The 16,368-nt window shown below is 72.4% G+C and carries 15 protein-coding genes; 9 read left to right on the top strand and 6 right to left on the bottom strand.

Features of this window, described 5'->3' with window-relative positions; all coding sequences use genetic code 11:
* Window positions 1–217: 217 nt before the first annotated feature.
* Both ACFVWU_RS10405 and ACFVWU_RS10400 read left to right on the top strand, forming a co-directional pair.
* Window positions 218–1,471: a hypothetical protein gene (locus ACFVWU_RS10405; RefSeq protein WP_387617801.1), complete on the top strand. Its 1,254-nt coding sequence runs from the start codon at window positions 218–220 to the stop codon at window positions 1,469–1,471.
* A 58-nt stretch (window positions 1,472–1,529) separates the two neighbouring features.
* Window positions 1,530–2,798 carry a hypothetical protein gene (locus tag ACFVWU_RS10400; RefSeq protein ID WP_387617799.1) on the top strand — a complete coding sequence of 423 codons (1,269 nt, stop codon included), beginning with the start codon at window positions 1,530–1,532 and terminating at the stop codon, window positions 2,796–2,798.
* Window positions 2,799–2,848: 50 nt separating this feature from the next.
* Here the strand turns inward: ACFVWU_RS10400 and thpR are convergent, their stop codons facing one another.
* Entirely contained in the window at window positions 2,849–3,436 is a 588-nt protein-coding gene (gene thpR, locus ACFVWU_RS10395; RefSeq protein ID WP_387617797.1) for an RNA 2',3'-cyclic phosphodiesterase, read from the bottom strand.
* Between the two features lie 46 nt (window positions 3,437–3,482).
* Between thpR and ACFVWU_RS10390 the strand changes: the two genes are divergently transcribed.
* Entirely contained in the window at window positions 3,483–4,001 is a 519-nt protein-coding gene (locus ACFVWU_RS10390) for a GNAT family N-acetyltransferase (protein ID WP_387617795.1), read from the top strand.
* A 67-nt stretch (window positions 4,002–4,068) separates the two neighbouring features.
* Here ACFVWU_RS10390 and ACFVWU_RS10385 read toward each other — a convergent pair whose 3' ends face one another.
* Together ACFVWU_RS10385 and ACFVWU_RS10380 are read right to left on the bottom strand one after the other, a co-directional pair.
* On the bottom strand, window positions 4,069–5,718 hold the full coding sequence (locus ACFVWU_RS10385; protein ID WP_387617879.1) for an MFS transporter: 1,650 nt from the start codon (window positions 5,716–5,718) through the stop codon (window positions 4,069–4,071).
* Window positions 5,719–5,761: 43 nt separating this feature from the next.
* Complete coding sequence (locus tag ACFVWU_RS10380; RefSeq protein ID WP_387617793.1) at window positions 5,762–6,196, bottom strand: MarR family winged helix-turn-helix transcriptional regulator; 435 nt, start codon at window positions 6,194–6,196, stop codon at window positions 5,762–5,764.
* Between the two features lie 122 nt (window positions 6,197–6,318).
* Between ACFVWU_RS10380 and ACFVWU_RS10375 the strand changes: the two genes are divergently transcribed.
* Window positions 6,319–6,804: a VOC family protein gene (locus ACFVWU_RS10375; RefSeq protein WP_387617791.1), complete on the top strand. Its 486-nt coding sequence runs from the start codon at window positions 6,319–6,321 to the stop codon at window positions 6,802–6,804.
* Between the two features lie 294 nt (window positions 6,805–7,098).
* Window positions 7,099–7,959, top strand: a complete 861-nt coding sequence (locus ACFVWU_RS10370; RefSeq protein ID WP_387617789.1) for an MHYT domain-containing protein — start codon at window positions 7,099–7,101, stop codon at window positions 7,957–7,959.
* A gap of 141 nt (window positions 7,960–8,100) precedes the next feature.
* Here the strand turns inward: ACFVWU_RS10370 and ACFVWU_RS10365 are convergent, their stop codons facing one another.
* Window positions 8,101–9,813 (bottom strand): hydrogenase maturation protein, encoded by a 1,713-nt coding sequence (locus ACFVWU_RS10365; protein WP_387617787.1) that lies wholly within the window; start codon window positions 9,811–9,813, stop codon window positions 8,101–8,103.
* A gap of 232 nt (window positions 9,814–10,045) precedes the next feature.
* Window positions 10,046–10,969 carry a DUF4231 domain-containing protein gene (locus ACFVWU_RS10360; protein WP_387617785.1) on the bottom strand — a complete coding sequence of 308 codons (924 nt, stop codon included), beginning with the start codon at window positions 10,967–10,969 and terminating at the stop codon, window positions 10,046–10,048.
* A 143-nt stretch (window positions 10,970–11,112) separates the two neighbouring features.
* Between ACFVWU_RS10360 and ACFVWU_RS10355 the strand changes: the two genes are divergently transcribed.
* A complete protein-coding gene (locus ACFVWU_RS10355) occupies window positions 11,113–11,562 on the top strand; it encodes a VOC family protein (RefSeq protein ID WP_387617783.1) in 450 nt (149 codons plus the stop codon).
* 72 nt (window positions 11,563–11,634) lie between these two features.
* Here ACFVWU_RS10355 and ACFVWU_RS10350 read toward each other — a convergent pair whose 3' ends face one another.
* Entirely contained in the window at window positions 11,635–13,095 is a 1,461-nt protein-coding gene (locus tag ACFVWU_RS10350) for an NCS2 family permease (RefSeq protein ID WP_387617781.1), read from the bottom strand.
* Between the two features lie 187 nt (window positions 13,096–13,282).
* Here ACFVWU_RS10350 and ACFVWU_RS10345 point away from each other — a divergent pair, with 187 nt between their 5' ends.
* Genes ACFVWU_RS10345 through ACFVWU_RS10335 form a run of 3 tightly spaced genes read left to right on the top strand, consistent with a single transcriptional unit; the run spans window position 13,283 to window position 16,368 of the window.
* A complete protein-coding gene (locus tag ACFVWU_RS10345) occupies window positions 13,283–13,609 on the top strand; it encodes a DUF2530 domain-containing protein (protein WP_387617779.1) in 327 nt (108 codons plus the stop codon).
* 51 nt (window positions 13,610–13,660) lie between these two features.
* Entirely contained in the window at window positions 13,661–16,117 is a 2,457-nt protein-coding gene (locus tag ACFVWU_RS10340) for an HAD-IC family P-type ATPase (RefSeq protein ID WP_387617777.1), read from the top strand.
* A 41-nt stretch (window positions 16,118–16,158) separates the two neighbouring features.
* The gene (locus tag ACFVWU_RS10335) at window positions 16,159–16,368 is read left to right on the top strand and encodes a hypothetical protein (RefSeq protein WP_387617775.1); all 210 of its coding nucleotides are present in this window, start codon (window positions 16,159–16,161) and stop codon (window positions 16,366–16,368) included.

Raw genomic sequence — 16,368 nt, 5'->3', positions numbered from 1 at the left:
TGGGTCCACGGTCAACGAGCGTACCTCCGGCTCACCCCGGGCCGGTCGGCGAGGCCACCCGGCACCCGCGACGGCGGTCGGCGACGGCCGCTTCGTCCGCACTCGAACCAGGCTCGGTCGCAAGGAAGTTATCCCGTTGACCGGCGCTCCGAGCACCCCGCTACCATGACCCCCGACACGATCATGTGATCTTCACAAAATCAGGGGGAACCTTCTCATGCGCGCATCCCGGACGGCCGCTCTGGCCGCCCTCCTCCTCGCCGCGGGCACCGTCCTGCCGTCGGCCGCCACCGCCTCCGCCGCGGACGGCGCCCAGGTCGGCGTCGACAGCACCTGGTTCCCGGTGTCGAACTACCGCGTCCTGGACACCCGCGTCGGCAACGGCGCGCCCAGCGGCAAGGTCGGCCCCGACGGCGTCGTCAAGCTCGACATCAAGAAGATCCTCGGGCTGACCAGCGGCGCCACGCCCACCGCCGTGGTCATGAACGTGACCGCCGTCGGGGCGACCGACGACAGCTTCGTCACCGCCTACCCCGACGGCCAGGCCGTCCCGACGGTGTCCAACCTCAACGTCTCCCCGAAGCACCTGGTCACCACCAACCGGGTGACGGTCCAGGTCGGCGCCGACGGCATGGTCGACCTCTACAACCACGTCGGCAACGTGCACCTGGTCGCCGACCTGCAGGGCTTCTACACGGCCAGGGGCGCCAACGGCTACCCGGGCTCCACCTTCGCCCTGGCCGCGCCCACCCGCCTGCTGGACACCCGCACCGAGGTCGGCGGCCACCCGGGCAAGCTCACCAGCGGGGAGGACGGCGTCTTCGCCATGGACGTCTCCTCGGTCGCGTCGGGCGGCGGCAGCCTGGTCGTCCAGGCCACCGTCACCGAGCCGACCGAGCCCGCCCACCTCACCATGTACCCGGCGCTCCAGGACCCGTGGAAGACCTCCGACGTCAACTTCGACGCGGGCCAGACCGTCACCAACGTCTCCTACGCCTACGCCGGCCGCGACGGCCTCGCGCTCTACACGAACTCCGGCGCGACGCACGTGGTGATCGACTACCTCGGCAAGTTCCTCAACGCCACCGGTGACGCCGCCGACCACGGCCTGTTCGTCCCGGCCGCCCCGACCCGGGTGCTCGACACCCGCAAGGGCATCGGCGCCCCGCAGGCCCAGCCCGGCCCCGGCTCCACCACCCGCGTGAAGGTCACCGGCCTCAACGGCGTGCCGGACAACATCGCCGCCGTCGTGATCAACCTGACCGGCACCAACGCCGACCAGGACGGCCACATCACCGCCTTCAAGTCCGGCGACCCGGTGCCCGGCACGTCCAACCTCAACTACGCGGCCTCGCAGGACACCGCCGCCATGACCATCGTCCCGGTCAGCGCCGACGGCTACATCGACCTCTACAACCCGCACGGCAACGTCGACCTCGTGGCCGACGTCCAGGGCTACTACACCGGCTGACCCACGTCGGGCCCGGCCCCACCGCTCGCCACACCACCACTCATCAGGGGGAACATCCATGCGCGCATCCCGCGCCGCGGCCATCGCCGCGATCGCCCTCGCGGCCGGCACCGTGCTGCCCGCCGCCCCGGCCGCCTTCGCCGACGGCGCCACCCAGACCGGCCCGGCCAGCGTCTGGTACTCGACCTCGAACTACCGCGTCCTGGACACCCGGGTGGGCAACGGCGCGCCCAGCGGCAAGGTCGGCCCGAACAGCGTCACCAAGCTCGACTTCGCCAAGCTCCTGCAGGTCCCGGTCGACCGGCTGCCGACCGCCGTGGTCATGAACGTCACGGCCGTCGACGCGACGGACGACAGCTTCGTCACCGCGTTCCCGGACGGCGGGACCGTGCCCACGGTGTCCAACCTCAACATCGACCCCCGGCACCACGTCACCAGCAACCGGGTGACCGTCCAGGTCGGCAAGGACGGCATCGTCGACCTGTACAACCACGTCGGCAACGTGCACCTGGTCGCCGACCTGCAGGGCTGGTACAGCCCGCGGAGCGACAACCCCTCCCTCGCGCCGGGCTTCACCTTCTCGCTCGGCAAGCCCACCCGCCTGCTGGACACCCGCACCGACATCGGCGGCCACCCGGGCAAGCTGCTCGGCGGCGTGGACAACGTCTACAACCTGGACGTCTCCTCGGTGAACGCGACCACCGGCAGCCTGGTCGTCCAGGCCACCGTCACCGAGCCGACCGAGGACGCCCACCTCACCATGTACCCGGCCGGGCAGCAGCCCTGGCGGGTCTCGGACGTCAACTACTCGGCGGGCCAGACGGTCACCAACCTGTCGTACGCCTACACCGGTAGCGACGGGAAGCTCGCCCTCTACACCAACTCCGGCGCGGCCCACGTGGTGGTCGACTACGTCGGCAAGTTCGAGGGCAACCAGGCGAGCACCGTGCCGTCCACGCACGGCCTGTTCATCCCGGCCGCCCCGACCCGGGTGCTCGACACCCGCAAGGGCATCGGCGCCCCGCAGGCCCAGCCCGGCCCCGGCTCCACCACCCGCGTGAAGGTCACCGGCCTCAACGGCGTGCCGGACAACATCGCCGCCGTCGTGATCAACCTGACCGGCACCAACGCCGACCAGGACGGCCACATCACCGCCTTCAAGTCCGGCGACCCGGTGCCCGGCACGTCCAACCTCAACTACGCGGCCTCGCAGGACACCGCCGCCATGACCATCGTCCCGGTCAGCGCCGACGGCTACATCGACCTCTACAACCCGCACGGCAACGTCGACCTCGTAGCCGACGTCCAGGGCTACTACACCGGCTGACCCACGTCGGGCCCGGGGGCGGCACGACCGACCCGCCCCCGGGCCCGGCCTCAGCTCCAGTCGGTCAGCGCCCAGGAGTGCAGCGACGCGTAGTGGGTGGCGCCCCCGTCCTGGCGGCTCTCCATCAGGTGCAGCTCGGCGGCCTCCCACTCCGGCCCCCGGTACTCCGCCAACGCCGCCGCCAGGGCGTCCAGCTCGGCCGCGGCGACCCGCAGGACGGCCCGCCGCTGGCCGCGGTGGGAGCCGGCCCGGGCCAGCGTGAGGTGCGGGTGGAAGGCGAAGGCGTCGGTGTCCCCGGTCGCCTCGGCGGTGGCCTCGGCGACCGCCTCCGCGAGCCGGCGCAGCGCCCAGGTCTGGCCCTCCACCCCGGCCCAGAGCACCCGGTCGCCGAACCGGCCGGCGCCCGCGATCCGCAGCCGGTGCACCGGGTGCACCTCGGCGACGGCGGCCAGGCCGGTCTCCAGCTCGGGCAGCCGCTCGGCCGGCACCTGGCCGAGAAAGGCCAGGGTGAGGTGCCAGCCCTCGGCGGTGGTCCAGCGCAGCCGGTCCGCCCCGGGAAGCCCGCGCACCGGGGCGACGGCGTCGGCGAGCCCCTGCAGCGCCGTGACCGGCGGGAGGACCGCCACGAACAACCTCATGGGCCCATCTTCCCTCGATCGGCCGTTTGGAGTAGAACGGTTCTCCATGAAGATCCGCAACGGGGGTTCCGCGGACATCCCCGACATCCTGTCCCTGCTCGACGGCGCCGTGTCCTGGCTGGCCGGCCAGGGCCGCACCGGCCAGTGGGGCGACCAGCCGTTCAGTACCAACCCGGCCCGGGTCGACCAGGTCTCCTCGTACGCCGCCGAGCCCTTCCTGATCCGCCTCGCCGTGGACGACGACGGCCGCACGGTCGGCTGCTGCGTGCTCTCCGAGGAGCGCGGCCGGTGGATCCCCGCCGTGGACGAGCGCGAGCTGTACGTCCGCAATCTGGTCACCGACCGCAGCCGCAAGGGTTCCGGCATCGGCGCCGCGCTGATCGCCGACGCGATCGAGGAGACCCGCCGGCGCGGCATCGGCCTGCTGCGGGTGGACTGCTACGGCGGCGCGGACCGCAGGCTGGTCGCCCAGTACCGGGCGCTCGGCTTCACCGAGACCGAGACCTTCGAGGTCGAGCAGCCGACCGGCATCTGGCCGGGCCAGGTGCTGGCCATCCGCCTCTGACGCACGGCAGGACCCCCGGAGGGCAGCCCCCGGGGGTCCTGGCAGTCCCGACGAACCTGATGAACCGTCAGCAGGCCGGAGCCAGCTCCGACTTGCTCGCCGTGCGGGTCCGCGGCACGACGGCCACCACCCGGCCGCCACGGCCCGGGTGCAGGTCGAAGCGCACCCGCAGGTCCGCACTGCGGGCCAGCACCACGCCGATCGCGGCGGCCGCCAGCGCGGACACCACGCCGCAGGCCAGCAGGCCGAGCCGGGGCCCGTACGAGGCGGTGACCCAGCCGACGACCGGGGCGCCGATCGGCGTGCCGCCGGTGAAGACCAGCACCAGCAGGCCCATCACCCGGCCGCGCATCTCGGGGTCGGTGGCCAGCTGCAGCATGGAGTTGACCGAGGTGTTGAAGCTCAGCCCGAACACCCCGATCAGCATCAGCAGCAGCGCGAAGGTCCAGTAGTCGGGCGCGAAGGCCGCGACCACCTCCAGCGTGCCGAAGGCCAGCGCCGCGCCGACCAGTCGGCGCAGCCGCGGCGCGCCCCGACGGGCGGCGAGCAGCGCACCGGCCAGCGAGCCGACCGCCATCGCGGTGTTCAGCAGGCCGTACTGCCCGGCGCCCACCTTGAAGGTGTCGTACGCGAAACCGGACAGCAGCGTCGGGAAGTTGAAGCCGAAGGTGCCGATGAACCCGGCCAGCACCATCGGCCAGAGCAGCTCGGGCCGCTCCTTCACGTAGCGCAGGCCCTCGCGCAGCTGGCCCTTCTCGCGGGCGATCGGCTCGGTCGGGCGCAGCTCGCTCTCCCGCATCGCGAGCAGCCCGCCGATCACGGCGGCGAAGGACAGCGCGTTGACGGCGAACGCCCAGCCGCTGCCGACCGCGGCGATCAGCAGACCCGCGACGGCCGGGCCGACCAGGCGGGCGGTCTGGAAGTTCGCGGCGTTCAGGCTGACGGCGTTGGCGAGGTCCTTGGGCCCGACCATCTCGGAGACGAAGGCCTGCCGGGTCGGGTTGTCCACCACGGTGACCAGGCCGAGCAGCAGCGCGAAGGCGTACACGTAGTACGGCGTCACGATGCCGCTGACGGTCAGCACGGCCAGGCCCGCGGCGAGCAGGCCCATCGTGCCCTGGGTGTAGATCAGCAGCCGGCGCTTGGGCATCCGGTCGGCGAGCACGCCTCCGAACAGGCCGAGCAGCAGCATCGGCAGGAACTGCATGGCGGTGGTGATGCCGACCGCGAGCGGGCTGCCGGTGAGGCTCAGCACCAGCCAGTCCTGGGCGATCCGCTGCATCCAGGTGCCGGTGTTGGACACCACCTGGCCGGCGAAGTAGTAGCGGTAGTTGCGAACGCGCAGGGAGGAGAACATCCCCCCGGGCCTCGTGAAGCGGGCGCCTGTGGGAGATGAGAGGGGCCGAGTGGAGCTCGTCGCTGAAAGGGTGGTGGCGGGCGACGGGCGGGCCGATGGGGTTCGGCTCTGAGCGGCGGGGTCCGCCGCGGTGCGTTCGTCGGGGTCGTCGTCGCCGCTGCCGGGCAGCCCGCTGGGGGCGGGGGCCTGGGCGTCGGCGGCCGCGGCACTGTCCGCGGCGGGGGCGGTGGTCGGGTCGTCGGTACGGATGGCGGCGGCGCTGGCTGCGGCCGGCGGTGTCACTGTGGTCTCCCCTCGCGGCGCGACGGCCCTGGCGGTGGCCGTCGCGCTCCTGGTGTCGGTGGTCGGTCCTGCGGTGATGCGGACTCCTTCTTCTCCCGGCGGCTTGCCGGAGTCGGTATGCCTAGAGGTGTGCGAGCTTGTAGAGCACGGGCGCGGCCTCCCGGAGGACGGCCCACTCCTCGTCGTCGAGCCCTTGGGCGAGCTCGGCGAGCCAGACGTTTCGGCGCCGACGGCTCTCCGCGAGGATCGCCTCGGCCTGCTCGGTGCTGCTGACGACCACCTGGCGGCGGTCCTCGGGGTGCGGCTCGCGCCGCACCAGCCCCTTCTCCTCCAGCATCGCGACGATCCTGGTCATCGAAGGAGGCTGTACGTGCTCCTTCCGGGCGAGCTCACCCGGTGTCGCCTTCCCGCACCGGGCGAGGGTGCCCAGCACCCCTATCTCGGTGGGACTCAGCGACTCCTCCACCCGCTGGTGTTTGAGTCGTCGGGAGAGGCGCATCGTGGACGACCGCAGCTGTGAGATCGCTGCGAGGTCCTGCTCGGACATCTCGGGCATCTCTTTAGCTTACGTCATTACTCTCGCTAAGGAAAAACGGGTTCCCACCGCGCCGGAAGATCGACCCGGTGCCATATTGGTCATGGGTCACCACTCCCGACTCCAGGAAGGCCCGACCAGCCATGTCCGATCTCGCCGCCGAGCAAACCGGGCCGTACGTGCCGTACGCGCCGCCCGCGCCGTACGAGCAGTCCGCCACGCCCGGGCAGTCCGGGCAGTCCGGGCCGCAGGGGCAGGACGACACCGGCTTCGCCCGGCTCGCCATGGTCACCATCGACTGCGCCGACCCGGTCGCGCTGGCCTCCTTCTACGGCGAGCTCCTGGGCTGGGAGACCCGGCACGTGGACGAGCACTTCGCGATCCTGGACAACCCGGAGGGCGGCAGCCCGCTGGGCTTCGGACGGGTGACGGGCTACCGGCCCCAGCCGTGGACCGAGCCGGACGGCAGCAAGCACTTCCACCTCGACTTCTACGTCGACGACCTGGACGAGGCGACCGCCAAGGCCCTCGAGCTGGGCGCGACCGAGCCCAGCTACCAGCACGGCCGCACGCTCAAGGTGCTGATCGACCCGGCCGGCCACCCGTTCGGGCTAGCCCCGCTGGAGTAACCGACAAACGGGCCTGGGGGCCGTGCGCAGGCGGTGTCAGGGCTTGGTGCCAAGATCTTGCAGGACACGTAAAGGTCCACGCTGACCTGGGACTTCACGAAAAACACGAACCTTGTGCGACCACCGGTCAGTGGATACTGTCCCCGTTGTCAGGGGCACCACACGCCAGGTCTCCCCTTGGCGGAGCCCCCTCCGCGCCCGTCTCCGCGCGTTCCACCGTTCCCCCCGCCCCCGGTCCCCCGTCTCCGCCCGAGCCCTGGCGCCCGCATCCCCGCATCCGTCCAGGGAGCTCTCTTGGGTGAGATCCATCATGCCGACCACGGCTGGGTGACACCGGCGGTCTCGTACTTCGTCGCCTGCCTCGGCGCCTTCGTCGCCCTGCGCAGCGCCCGCTGGGCGCTCATCTCGCAGGGCCGCAGCCGGGTCGTCTGGCTGCTGTTCGCCTCGACCTCGCTCGGTGCCGGCATCTGGTCCATGCACTTCATCGCCATGCTCGGCTTCTCGGTCAGCGGCGTCGACATCACCTACCAGCCCGGGCTGACCGTGCTCAGCCTGCTGGTCGCCGTCGCCGTCGTCGGCATCGGGCTGTTCACTGTCGGGTACTGGCGCAGCCGTCCCGTCCTGTCCCTGCTGATCGGCGGGCTGACCACCGGACTCGGGGTCGCCGCGATGCACTACCTCGGCATGGCCGCGATGGTGCTGCCCGGCCACCTCGGCTACGACCACCTCACCGTGGCCGGCTCGATCGCCATCGCCGTGGTCGCGGCGACCGCCGCGCTCTGGGCCGCGCTGAACATCCGCGGCACCCTCGCCGTCCTGGCGGCGGCGCCGGTGATGGGCGTGGCGGTGTGCGCCATGCACTACACCGGGATGGCGGCGCTGTCGGTCCAGCTGGACTACTCGCACTCCACCGCGGACGGTGTGATGGCGCTGGAGTTCATCTTCCCGCTCGGGGTCGGACTGGGCTGCTACGTGTTCTTCGGTGCGCTGGCCTTCGCGGTCTCGCCGAGCAAGACCTCCGCGCAGCCGCTGCTGGCCGGCCCGGCCGCCCCGCTGCCGCCGCGCGCCTCCTTCACCCCGAAGGCCGGACAGCCCGGCCGGGTGCCGCCGCAGCAGCAGCGGCGGCCGGTGGGCGAGGCGGGCGCCCGGCGCTGAACCGGGGCGGTGACGAACGGAACGACGTCCGGCCGGGTCCCCCACCCCGGCCGGACGTCGTTTCGTTCGTCGCCGCGTCACCGCGTCGCCGCGTCACCGCTGAGCCTCCGGCTGACGGCTCCGGCTACTGCGGCAATCCGACTACTCCGGCTGCCCGAGCAGCCCGGTCAGGTGCTCCGGCGTGGCCACCGGGCAGACCTTGCGCACGAAGTCCCGCCGCAGCCCGTGGTACGGCTCGCCCGCCCGGTAGAAATTGGCGTGCATCCGGCGCAGTTCCTCCGCGCGGTACTCGGCCAGTGGCTTGGCCTCCTCGTCCTCGGCGCGGCGGCGCTTCTTGTCCACCAGCCGCCCGGTGAGCTCCGGCGAGTCGGCCAGCCGGGCGGCCTCCCGGGCCACCCAGCGGCGGAACTCGGCGGCGTCCCCGCCGGTCGTACGGTCCACCAGGCCGATCCGACGGGCGTGTTCGGCCCCGACCGGCAGCGCCTCGGTGGTGAGCTGCTCGGCCTGCTCCGCACCGACCCGGGCGGGCAGGGTGTACGTCCAGTACTCGGAGCCGTACAGGCCCATCAGCCGGTAGTGCGGGTTGAGCACCGCCGACTCCCGGCACCACACCTCGTCGGCGGCGAGCGCCAGCATCAGGCCGCCGGCCGCCGCGTTCCCGGCCAGCGCGGCGACGGTCAGCTTGTCGCCGGTGGTCAGGATCGCCTCGACCAGGTCGTCCATCGCGTTGATGTTCTCCCAGGACTCCAGCGCCGGGAAGGCCGCGCCCTCGATGACGTTGAGGTGGATCCCGTTCGAGTAGAAGTCCCGGGGCGCGCCGAGCACCAGCACCGAGGTGGGCCGGTCGGCGGCCATCCGGTAGGCGGCGAGCAGCCGGCGGCACTGCTCGGTGCTCATCGCCCCGCCCGCGTAGGCGAATTCGAGGTAGCCGACGTCGCCGTCCTCGCGGTAGCGCAGCTCCGACCAGGTGTCCCGGCGGGCGGCCTCGACCGGGGTCACCGGCACCTCGCGGACCCGGTGCAGCTCGTCGGCGAGCACCGTCGCGGCCGGCAGCTTGAAGGTGACCGGCCCGCCGGGGGTGCGGCGCGGGCGCAGCTGCGGGATCCAGACCGCGCCGTCCACGGTGGCCCGGCAGATCGCGCCGTCCCGGGTGGCGATGACCGCGCCGGGCCGCGGGCCGCGCAACTCGTCCTCGGGGTGGCCGCCGTGCAGGAAGAACTCCCGCCCGTACAGCTCGTCCAGGACGCCGGGCTGGGAGTCCGCGGCGCGCAGCTTGCGCAGCACGGTGGCGGTGTCGTCCTGCTCCCAGTCGATCCGGCGGGCCTCCTGGCGCAGGAAGGGCCGCAGCTCGCCGCGCACGTCCGGGCGGGCGTAGTCCAGCGGCTCGGGGGTGAACAACCCGCCCTCGTACCGCTGGACGGCCAGCAGGACGGCCTCGACGGCGGCGTCGGCGACCTCGCCCCGGTACAGCTCGCTCTTGCCGCAGTCGGGGACGGGGAAGTCGACGGACGCCCAGATGTCGCCCGCGTCCATCTCCTCGACGGCCTGCAGCACGGTGACGCCCCAGCGCGGCACGCCCTCGGTGATCGCCCAGTCGAGCGAGGAGGGGCCGCGGTCGCCCTTCGGGCCCGGGTGCACGATCAGGACCGTCCGGGTGGACCAGATGTCCGCCGGGACGGCCTTGGTGAGCATCGGGCAGAGGATCAGCTCCGGGTCGACCCGGGCCACCACGGCCCGCATCTGGTCGTCGCCGAGCGCGAGTTGGACGGCCACCTGGTGGCCGCGCTCGCGCAGCTCGGTGTGGACACGCTGGGTCAGGCTGTTGAACGCGGTCGCGATCAGGAGAATGCGCAAGGGGGGGCCTCCGGGCAGGTGCTTCGGGTGCGCGCGGAGGCGATGAAACCAGGGCATGGACACGTAATGGTCACGGTCCGGCCCTTGCCGCCCTACCCTCACGCACCCCGCACACCTGTGGCCCCGGCGTGGCCCGTGCTTCGCCGGATCTCCCCAGCCTCTTCCCGGAGTTGGACTGGCGGACCCGGCCGGGAGGACCCCACCGGCCCGGCCGGGAGGCGCCCGGGCGCCCCTAGCGCGGGAACGCCCGGCGGGCCCGCCAGGTGGTGTGCTCGCGGGAGACCGCGTCCTCCGCCTCGGCGGCCAGCCGTGCCCAGCGCTCCTCGGCGTCCGGCGTCTTGAGGTCGAGGTCGGAGAGCTGGTTGCCGACGTTCTCCAGCTCGCGCGCGGCCAGCTGGTAGGCGGCGGCCAGCGGGCGCAGCTGCTTGAGCTGCGTCCAGGCGATGATCGCGGCGGCCGCGGCCGAGCTGGCTCCGAAGATGTGCACTTCAAGGGCGCCGGTGGCCTGGGCGATCGCCGCCGCCGCACCGATGATGATCAGCGCCGCGATGCCGAGCCCCCAGGAGACCGCCTGGGACTCGCAGGACTCGGCCCGCGAGCGGTACCAGGTGCGCTGGCCCTCCACCCGGGTGCGCAGGTAGAGGGTGCGCCGGGCGGTCAGGCTGTCGGCCCGGGCGCGCCGCATCTCCTCGGTGATCTCCGGGACGGCGCCGGGCGGCACGATCTCCGGGTCCTCGAAGGCCCGCAGCACGTCCTCGACCTGGAGCAGGTAGCCGCGGTCGGCGTCCGCCGACTCGGCCTCGCCGCCGAACGGCCGGGCCCGGACGCTGTACTTCCAGGCCAGCGTCTTGACCGACTCGGCCGCCGCCCGCGCCTCGTACCAGCGGCCCTGCGGGTTGCCGCGGCGCAGCCGGGACCAGAAGTAGCCGGCGATCAGGAAGGCGGCCACCGAGAACAGTGGCTTGATATCGCTGTCGCCCTTGTGGTCCGGGCCCGGGAGCGACCCGATCAGCGCGGCGATCACCAGCATCGCGATCAGTCCGCGGTGCCAGCGCAGCGTCTCGCGCTGGCCGTCCAGCGAGGCCTTGTCCGCCCGCCAGAACAACTCCGGCAGCAGCCGCGCCTCAACGCCCCCCGGCGGATCCTGTTGCACCATCGGTCGAGTCCCCTCCCCGTCTCCGTCCAGGCAGTATGCCCACCGTCAATTGCCCTACACGATCGCCTTTTTGACAGCTTCGGCGCGATCCTCCGACCGTCGGTGATTGCCCGCGCCGCCGCGTAACCGATATAAACGGTTACATGCCGCTGCACTGGAAGCTCGTCATCGACTGCACCGACCCGCACCGCCAGGCCGCCTTCTGGGGCGCCGCCCTCGACTACACCGTCGAGGACCACAGCACCCTGATCACCCGCCTGCTCGGCGCCGGCGCGATCACCTCGGAGGACCTCACCGAGCTGGACGGCCGCCCCGCCTGGCGCACCCTCGCCGCCGTCCGCCACCCCGAGGACCCGTACGACCCCGCCTCGGACACCGGCCTCGGGCGCCGCGTCCTCTTCCAGGCCGTCCCGGAGACCAGGCGCGGCAAGAACCGCCTCCACCTGGACGTCCACCCCGGCCCGGGCGAGCGCGCGGCCACCGTCACCCGCCTCGGAGCCCTCGGCGCCACCGCGCTCCGGGACGTCAAGGAGCCCGGCGGCGAATGGACCGTCATGCAGGACCCGGAGGGCAACGAGTTCTGCGTCCACTGACCCGGTGCGGGCACGACGCGGCCCCGCCCTCCAGGACCGGAGGGCGGGGCCGCGAAGCGGGCAGGACGGCCGTCAGAGCAGGCCGAAGGCCGGCATCAGGTAGTAGAAGGCGAACACCGCCGCCACCGCGTACAGCGGGGCCGGCACGCTGCGGCCGCGGCCGGCGGCCACGCGCAGGATGCAGAAGGCGATGAAGCCGAAGCCGATGCCGTTGGTGATCGAGTAGGTGAACGGCATCATCACGATGGTCAGGAAGGCCGGGATCGCGATGGAGTAGTCGGCCCAGTCGATCTCCTTGACGGAGTTCGCCAGGATCAGGAAGCCGACCGTGACCAGCGCCGGGGTGGCGGCCTGGGCCGGGACCATGGTGGCCAGCGGGGTGAGGAAGAGCGCCACCATGAAGAGCAGGCCGGTGACGATCGAGGCGAAGCCGGTCCGGGCGCCCTCGCCGACACCGGCGGTGGACTCGACGAAGCAGGTGTTGGCGGAGGCGGAGGTGGCGCCGCCGGCCGCGGTGGCGATGCCGTCGACCATCAGGACCTTGTTGATGCCCGGCAGGTCGCCGTTCCGGTCCAGCAGGTGGGCCTCGTCGGCGACGCCGAGGATGGTGCCCATCGCGTCGAAGAAGCAGGACATCAGCACGGTGAAGACGAACAGCAGGCCGGTGAGCACGCCGACCTTCTCGAAGCCGCCGAACAGGCTGACCTTGCCGACCAGGCCGAAGTCCGGGGCGGCCACCGGGTTGCCGGGCCAGGTCGGGACGGTGAGGCCCCACTTGAGCGCCGGGATGTCGACCACCTTGTCGATCACCACGGCGAGCACGGTGGAGCTCGCGATGCTGATCAGGATCGCGCCGGGCACCTTGCGGATCACCAGGATCAGGGTGAGCACCAGGCCGACGACGAAGACCAGCACCGGCCAGCCGAGCAGGTGGCCGTTGCCGCCGAGCTGCAGCGGGACGGTGGTGTGGGCGACGTCCGGGATGCGGGTGACGAAGCCGGAGTCGACCAGGCCGACCAGGCTGATGAACAGGCCGATGCCGATCGCGATGGCCTTGCGCAGGCCGAGCGGGACGGCGTTCATGACCCGCTCGCGCAGGCCGGTGGCGACCAGCAGCATGATCGCGAAGCCGGCCAGCACCACCATGCCCATGGCGTCCGGCCAGGTCATCCTGGGCGCGAGCTGCAGCGCCACGATGGTGTTGACGCCGAGGCCGGCCGCCAGGCCGATCGGCACGTTGCCGACCACGCCCATCAGCAGGGTGGTGAGACCCGCGGTGAGCGCGGTGGCGGTGACCAGCTGGGCGCTGTTCAGGTGGGCCCCGGTCATGTCCGTGGCGCTGGCCAGGATGATCGGGTTCAGCACCAGGATGTACGCCATGGTGAAGAAGGTGGCGACACCGCCGCGGATCTCGCGCGGCAGGGTGGAGCCGCGCTCACTGATCCGGAAGTAGCGGTCCAGTGCACCCGTGGGGGGCTGGGGCGCGGCGTCGGCGGGCTCGGGCGACTCGGTGGTCGGCTGGACCACTGGCATGGCTGGGCGTCCTCTGTGGGGGTGCTGAGGAGAGGGGGACCGCCCGTGGCGACGGTGGCCGGGCGTGGACCTTTAAGTATGGTTTCCGGATCGCACACGCGCTATCTTCGCGCGTAGAGCCCGCAGGGGGTCCCGGAGCGCCCCCAGGGGCCCCGCCGCGCCCCCGCCGCACCGTACGCTAGGCCCCATGCCCAAGACGCCGCTGCACCCCTCGCCCCCTCCGCTGGAGGCCAACGACGTCGCCATCGTCGGCGGCGGCACGGTGCTGTGGTTCGTCGCCTTCCTCGTCCTGCTCCCCTTCCAGGGCACCCTCTCCGACCACAAGCACGGCAGCTGGCCCTGGATCTGCCTCTCCGGCGGCCTGCTCGGCCTGATCGGCCTCTGGTACTGCCGCGCCCGGCGGGACGCGATCGCCCGCAGCCGCGCCGCCGAGGCCGCCCTGCGCGAGGCCGACGGCAACAGCACGGGCAACGGCACCGGCGACGGCACGGGTCCGGCCGCCCAGTCGGACTAATAGTCCTTTAGTAGCACGCATCGGACATAAGGCACCCGTAGAGTCGGTGCCATGACGCAGCCTGCCCAACCCCCGGAAGAGCAGCCGGCCGACGGAGACCGCCCCGACGGCGCGCACCCCCTCGGGCTGCTGCCCGGGCGGCGCGGCGGACTGACCACCGCCGAGGTGGCCGAACGCGTCGCGAGCGGCCAGGTCAACGACGTCCCGGTGCGGTCCAGCCGGTCCGCCAAGGAGATCGTCCGGGCCAACGTCTTCACCCGGTTCAACGCGATCATCGGCATCATGTTCGGGATCATCCTGATCGTCGGGCCGATCCAGGACGGCCTGTTCGGCCTGGTCATCGTGGCCAACACGGCGATCGGCATCTTCCAGGAACTGCGCGCCAAGAAGACCCTGGACAGCCTCGCGCTGATCGGCGAGGCCCGCCCCCAGGTCCGCCGGGACGGCACCGTCCAGCAGGTCGCCGTCTCCGGCATCGTCCTCGACGACACCGTGCTGCTCGGCATCGGCGACAAGGTGATCGTGGACGGCGACGTCACCGAGGCGGACGGCCTGGAGATCGACGAGTCGCTGCTCACCGGCGAACCCGACCCGGTCCTCAAACAGCCCGGCGACCAGGTGATGTCCGGCAGCTTCGTGGTGGCCGGCGCGGGCGCCTTCACCGCCACCAAGGTCGGCCGCGAGGCCTACGCGGCCCAGCTGGCCGAGGAGGCCAGCAAGTTCACCCTGGTGAAGTCGGAGCTGCGCAGCGGCATCAACAGCATCCTGCGGTTCATCACCTACCTGCTGATCCCCACCGCGCTCGGCCTGATCGTCAGCCAGCTGGCCGTCGAGGGCCGGGACTGGCGCGAGGCCGTCCGCCGGATGGTGGCCGGCATCGTGCCGATGGTCCCCGAGGGCCTGGTGCTGCTGACCTCGGTGGCCTTCGCGATCGGCGTGATCCGGCTCGGCCGCAAGCAGTGCCTGGTCCAGGAGCTCCCGGCGATCGAGGGCCTGGCCCGGGTGGACACCGTCTGCCTGGACAAGACCGGCACCCTCACCGAGGGCGGCATGGACGTGATCGACCTGCGGGTGATCTCCAACGGCGAGCCCGCCCCGGTCGAGCCGGACACCATCAAGCACGCGCTCGCCGTGATGGCCGGCGCCGACGCCCGCCCCAACCCGTCGATGCAGGCCGTGATCGACGCGTACGGGCGGGGCGACGGCGGGGGCCCGGGCGGCAACGGCTGGCGGGTGATCGAGGCGATGCCGTTCTCCTCCGCCCGCAAGTGGAGCGGCGTCCAGCTGCTGGAGCCGCAGGGCGGCGAGGCCAGCTGGCTGCTCGGCGCCCCCGACGTGCTGCTGCCCGCCGGTCACCCGGCGCTCACCGAGGTGGACGAGCTGGGCGCCCAGGGCCTGCGCGTGCTGCTGCTCGGCCGTACGCCCATCCCGCTGGACTCCCCCGACCCGGCGGCCGACCTCACCCCGCTCGCCCTGGTGGTGCTCCAGCAGCGGCTGCGCGCGGACGCCGCCGACACCCTGCGCTACTTCGAGAGCCAGAACGTCCGGGCCAAGGTGATCTCCGGGGACGCGGCGGTCTCGGTCGGCGCGGTGGCCGGCCACCTCGGCCTGCCCGGCGCGGACCGCCCGCTGGACGCCCGCACCCTGCCGGAGGACCCCGAGCAACTCGCCGAGACGGCCGACCGGACCAGCGTCTTCGGCCGGGTCACCCCGCAGCAGAAGCGCCGGCTGGTCGGGGCGCTGCAGTCCCGCGGCCACACCGTGGCGATGACCGGCGACGGCGTCAACGACGTGCTCGCGCTCAAGGACGCCGACATCGGCGTGGCGATGGGCACCGGCTCGGACGCCACCAAGGCGGTCGCCCAGATCGTGCTGCTCAACGACTCCTTCGCGACCATGCCCTCGGTGGTCGCCGAGGGTCGCCGGGTGATCGGCAACATCGAGCGGGTCGCCGGGCTGTTCCTGGTGAAGACGGTCTACTCGGTGCTGCTGGCGCTCCTGGTGATCTTCACCCACTCGCCGTACCCGTTCCTGCCCCGGCACTCCACCGTGCTGTCCACCCTCACCATCGGCGTGCCGGCCTTCTTCCTGGCCCTGGCCCCCAACAACGAGCGGGCCCGCACCGGCTTCGTGAAGCGCGTCCTGCGGCTGGCGATCCCCGGTGGCGTCATCGCCGGCACCGGCACCTTCGTCGCCTACGCGCTGGCCCGCTCCGACCACGCGACCGACCTCAAGGGCGACACCAGCGTGGCCACCCTGACGCTCTTCCTGATCGCCATCTGGGTGCTCGCCATCGTCGCCCGCCCGTACAACTGGTGGCGGCTGCTGCTGATCGCCACCATGGGCAGCGCGTTCGCCCTGGTCCTGCTGGTCCCGGCGCTGTCCGACTTCTTCGAGCTCTCCCTGGTCGGCGGGCGCGACCCGTGGACGGGCGTCGGCATCGCGCTGATCTGCGGCGTGGCGCTGGAGTCCGCCTGGCACTGGATGAAGCGTCGCGGCCTGGAATGACCGCCCCCTGCGCTTAGCATCTCCCTGAAAGGGGGTGCCGAATGGCGCGCAGGGGTGGGGAATTGGAGGCGTTCATCGCCTTCCTGGGCGGACTGCTGGCGGCCGGGCTGACGGCGCTGGCGATGGCGGGCGTCGGCCTGGCGGTCAGGCCCACGCCCGCACTGAAGGCAGCGGCGATGGTGACGCTCGGCGCGGTCTGGCTGACCGTCACCACCACCGTCTACCTGCGGCTCAAGCCGCGCAACGGCTGA

The organism is Kitasatospora sp. NPDC058190, assembly GCF_042883685.1.
Classification (GTDB): Bacteria; Actinomycetota; Actinomycetes; order Streptomycetales; family Streptomycetaceae; genus Kitasatospora.
Note: the sequence above shows the minus strand (reverse complement) of the source record. Positions and strands in the feature narration are given on the sequence as shown.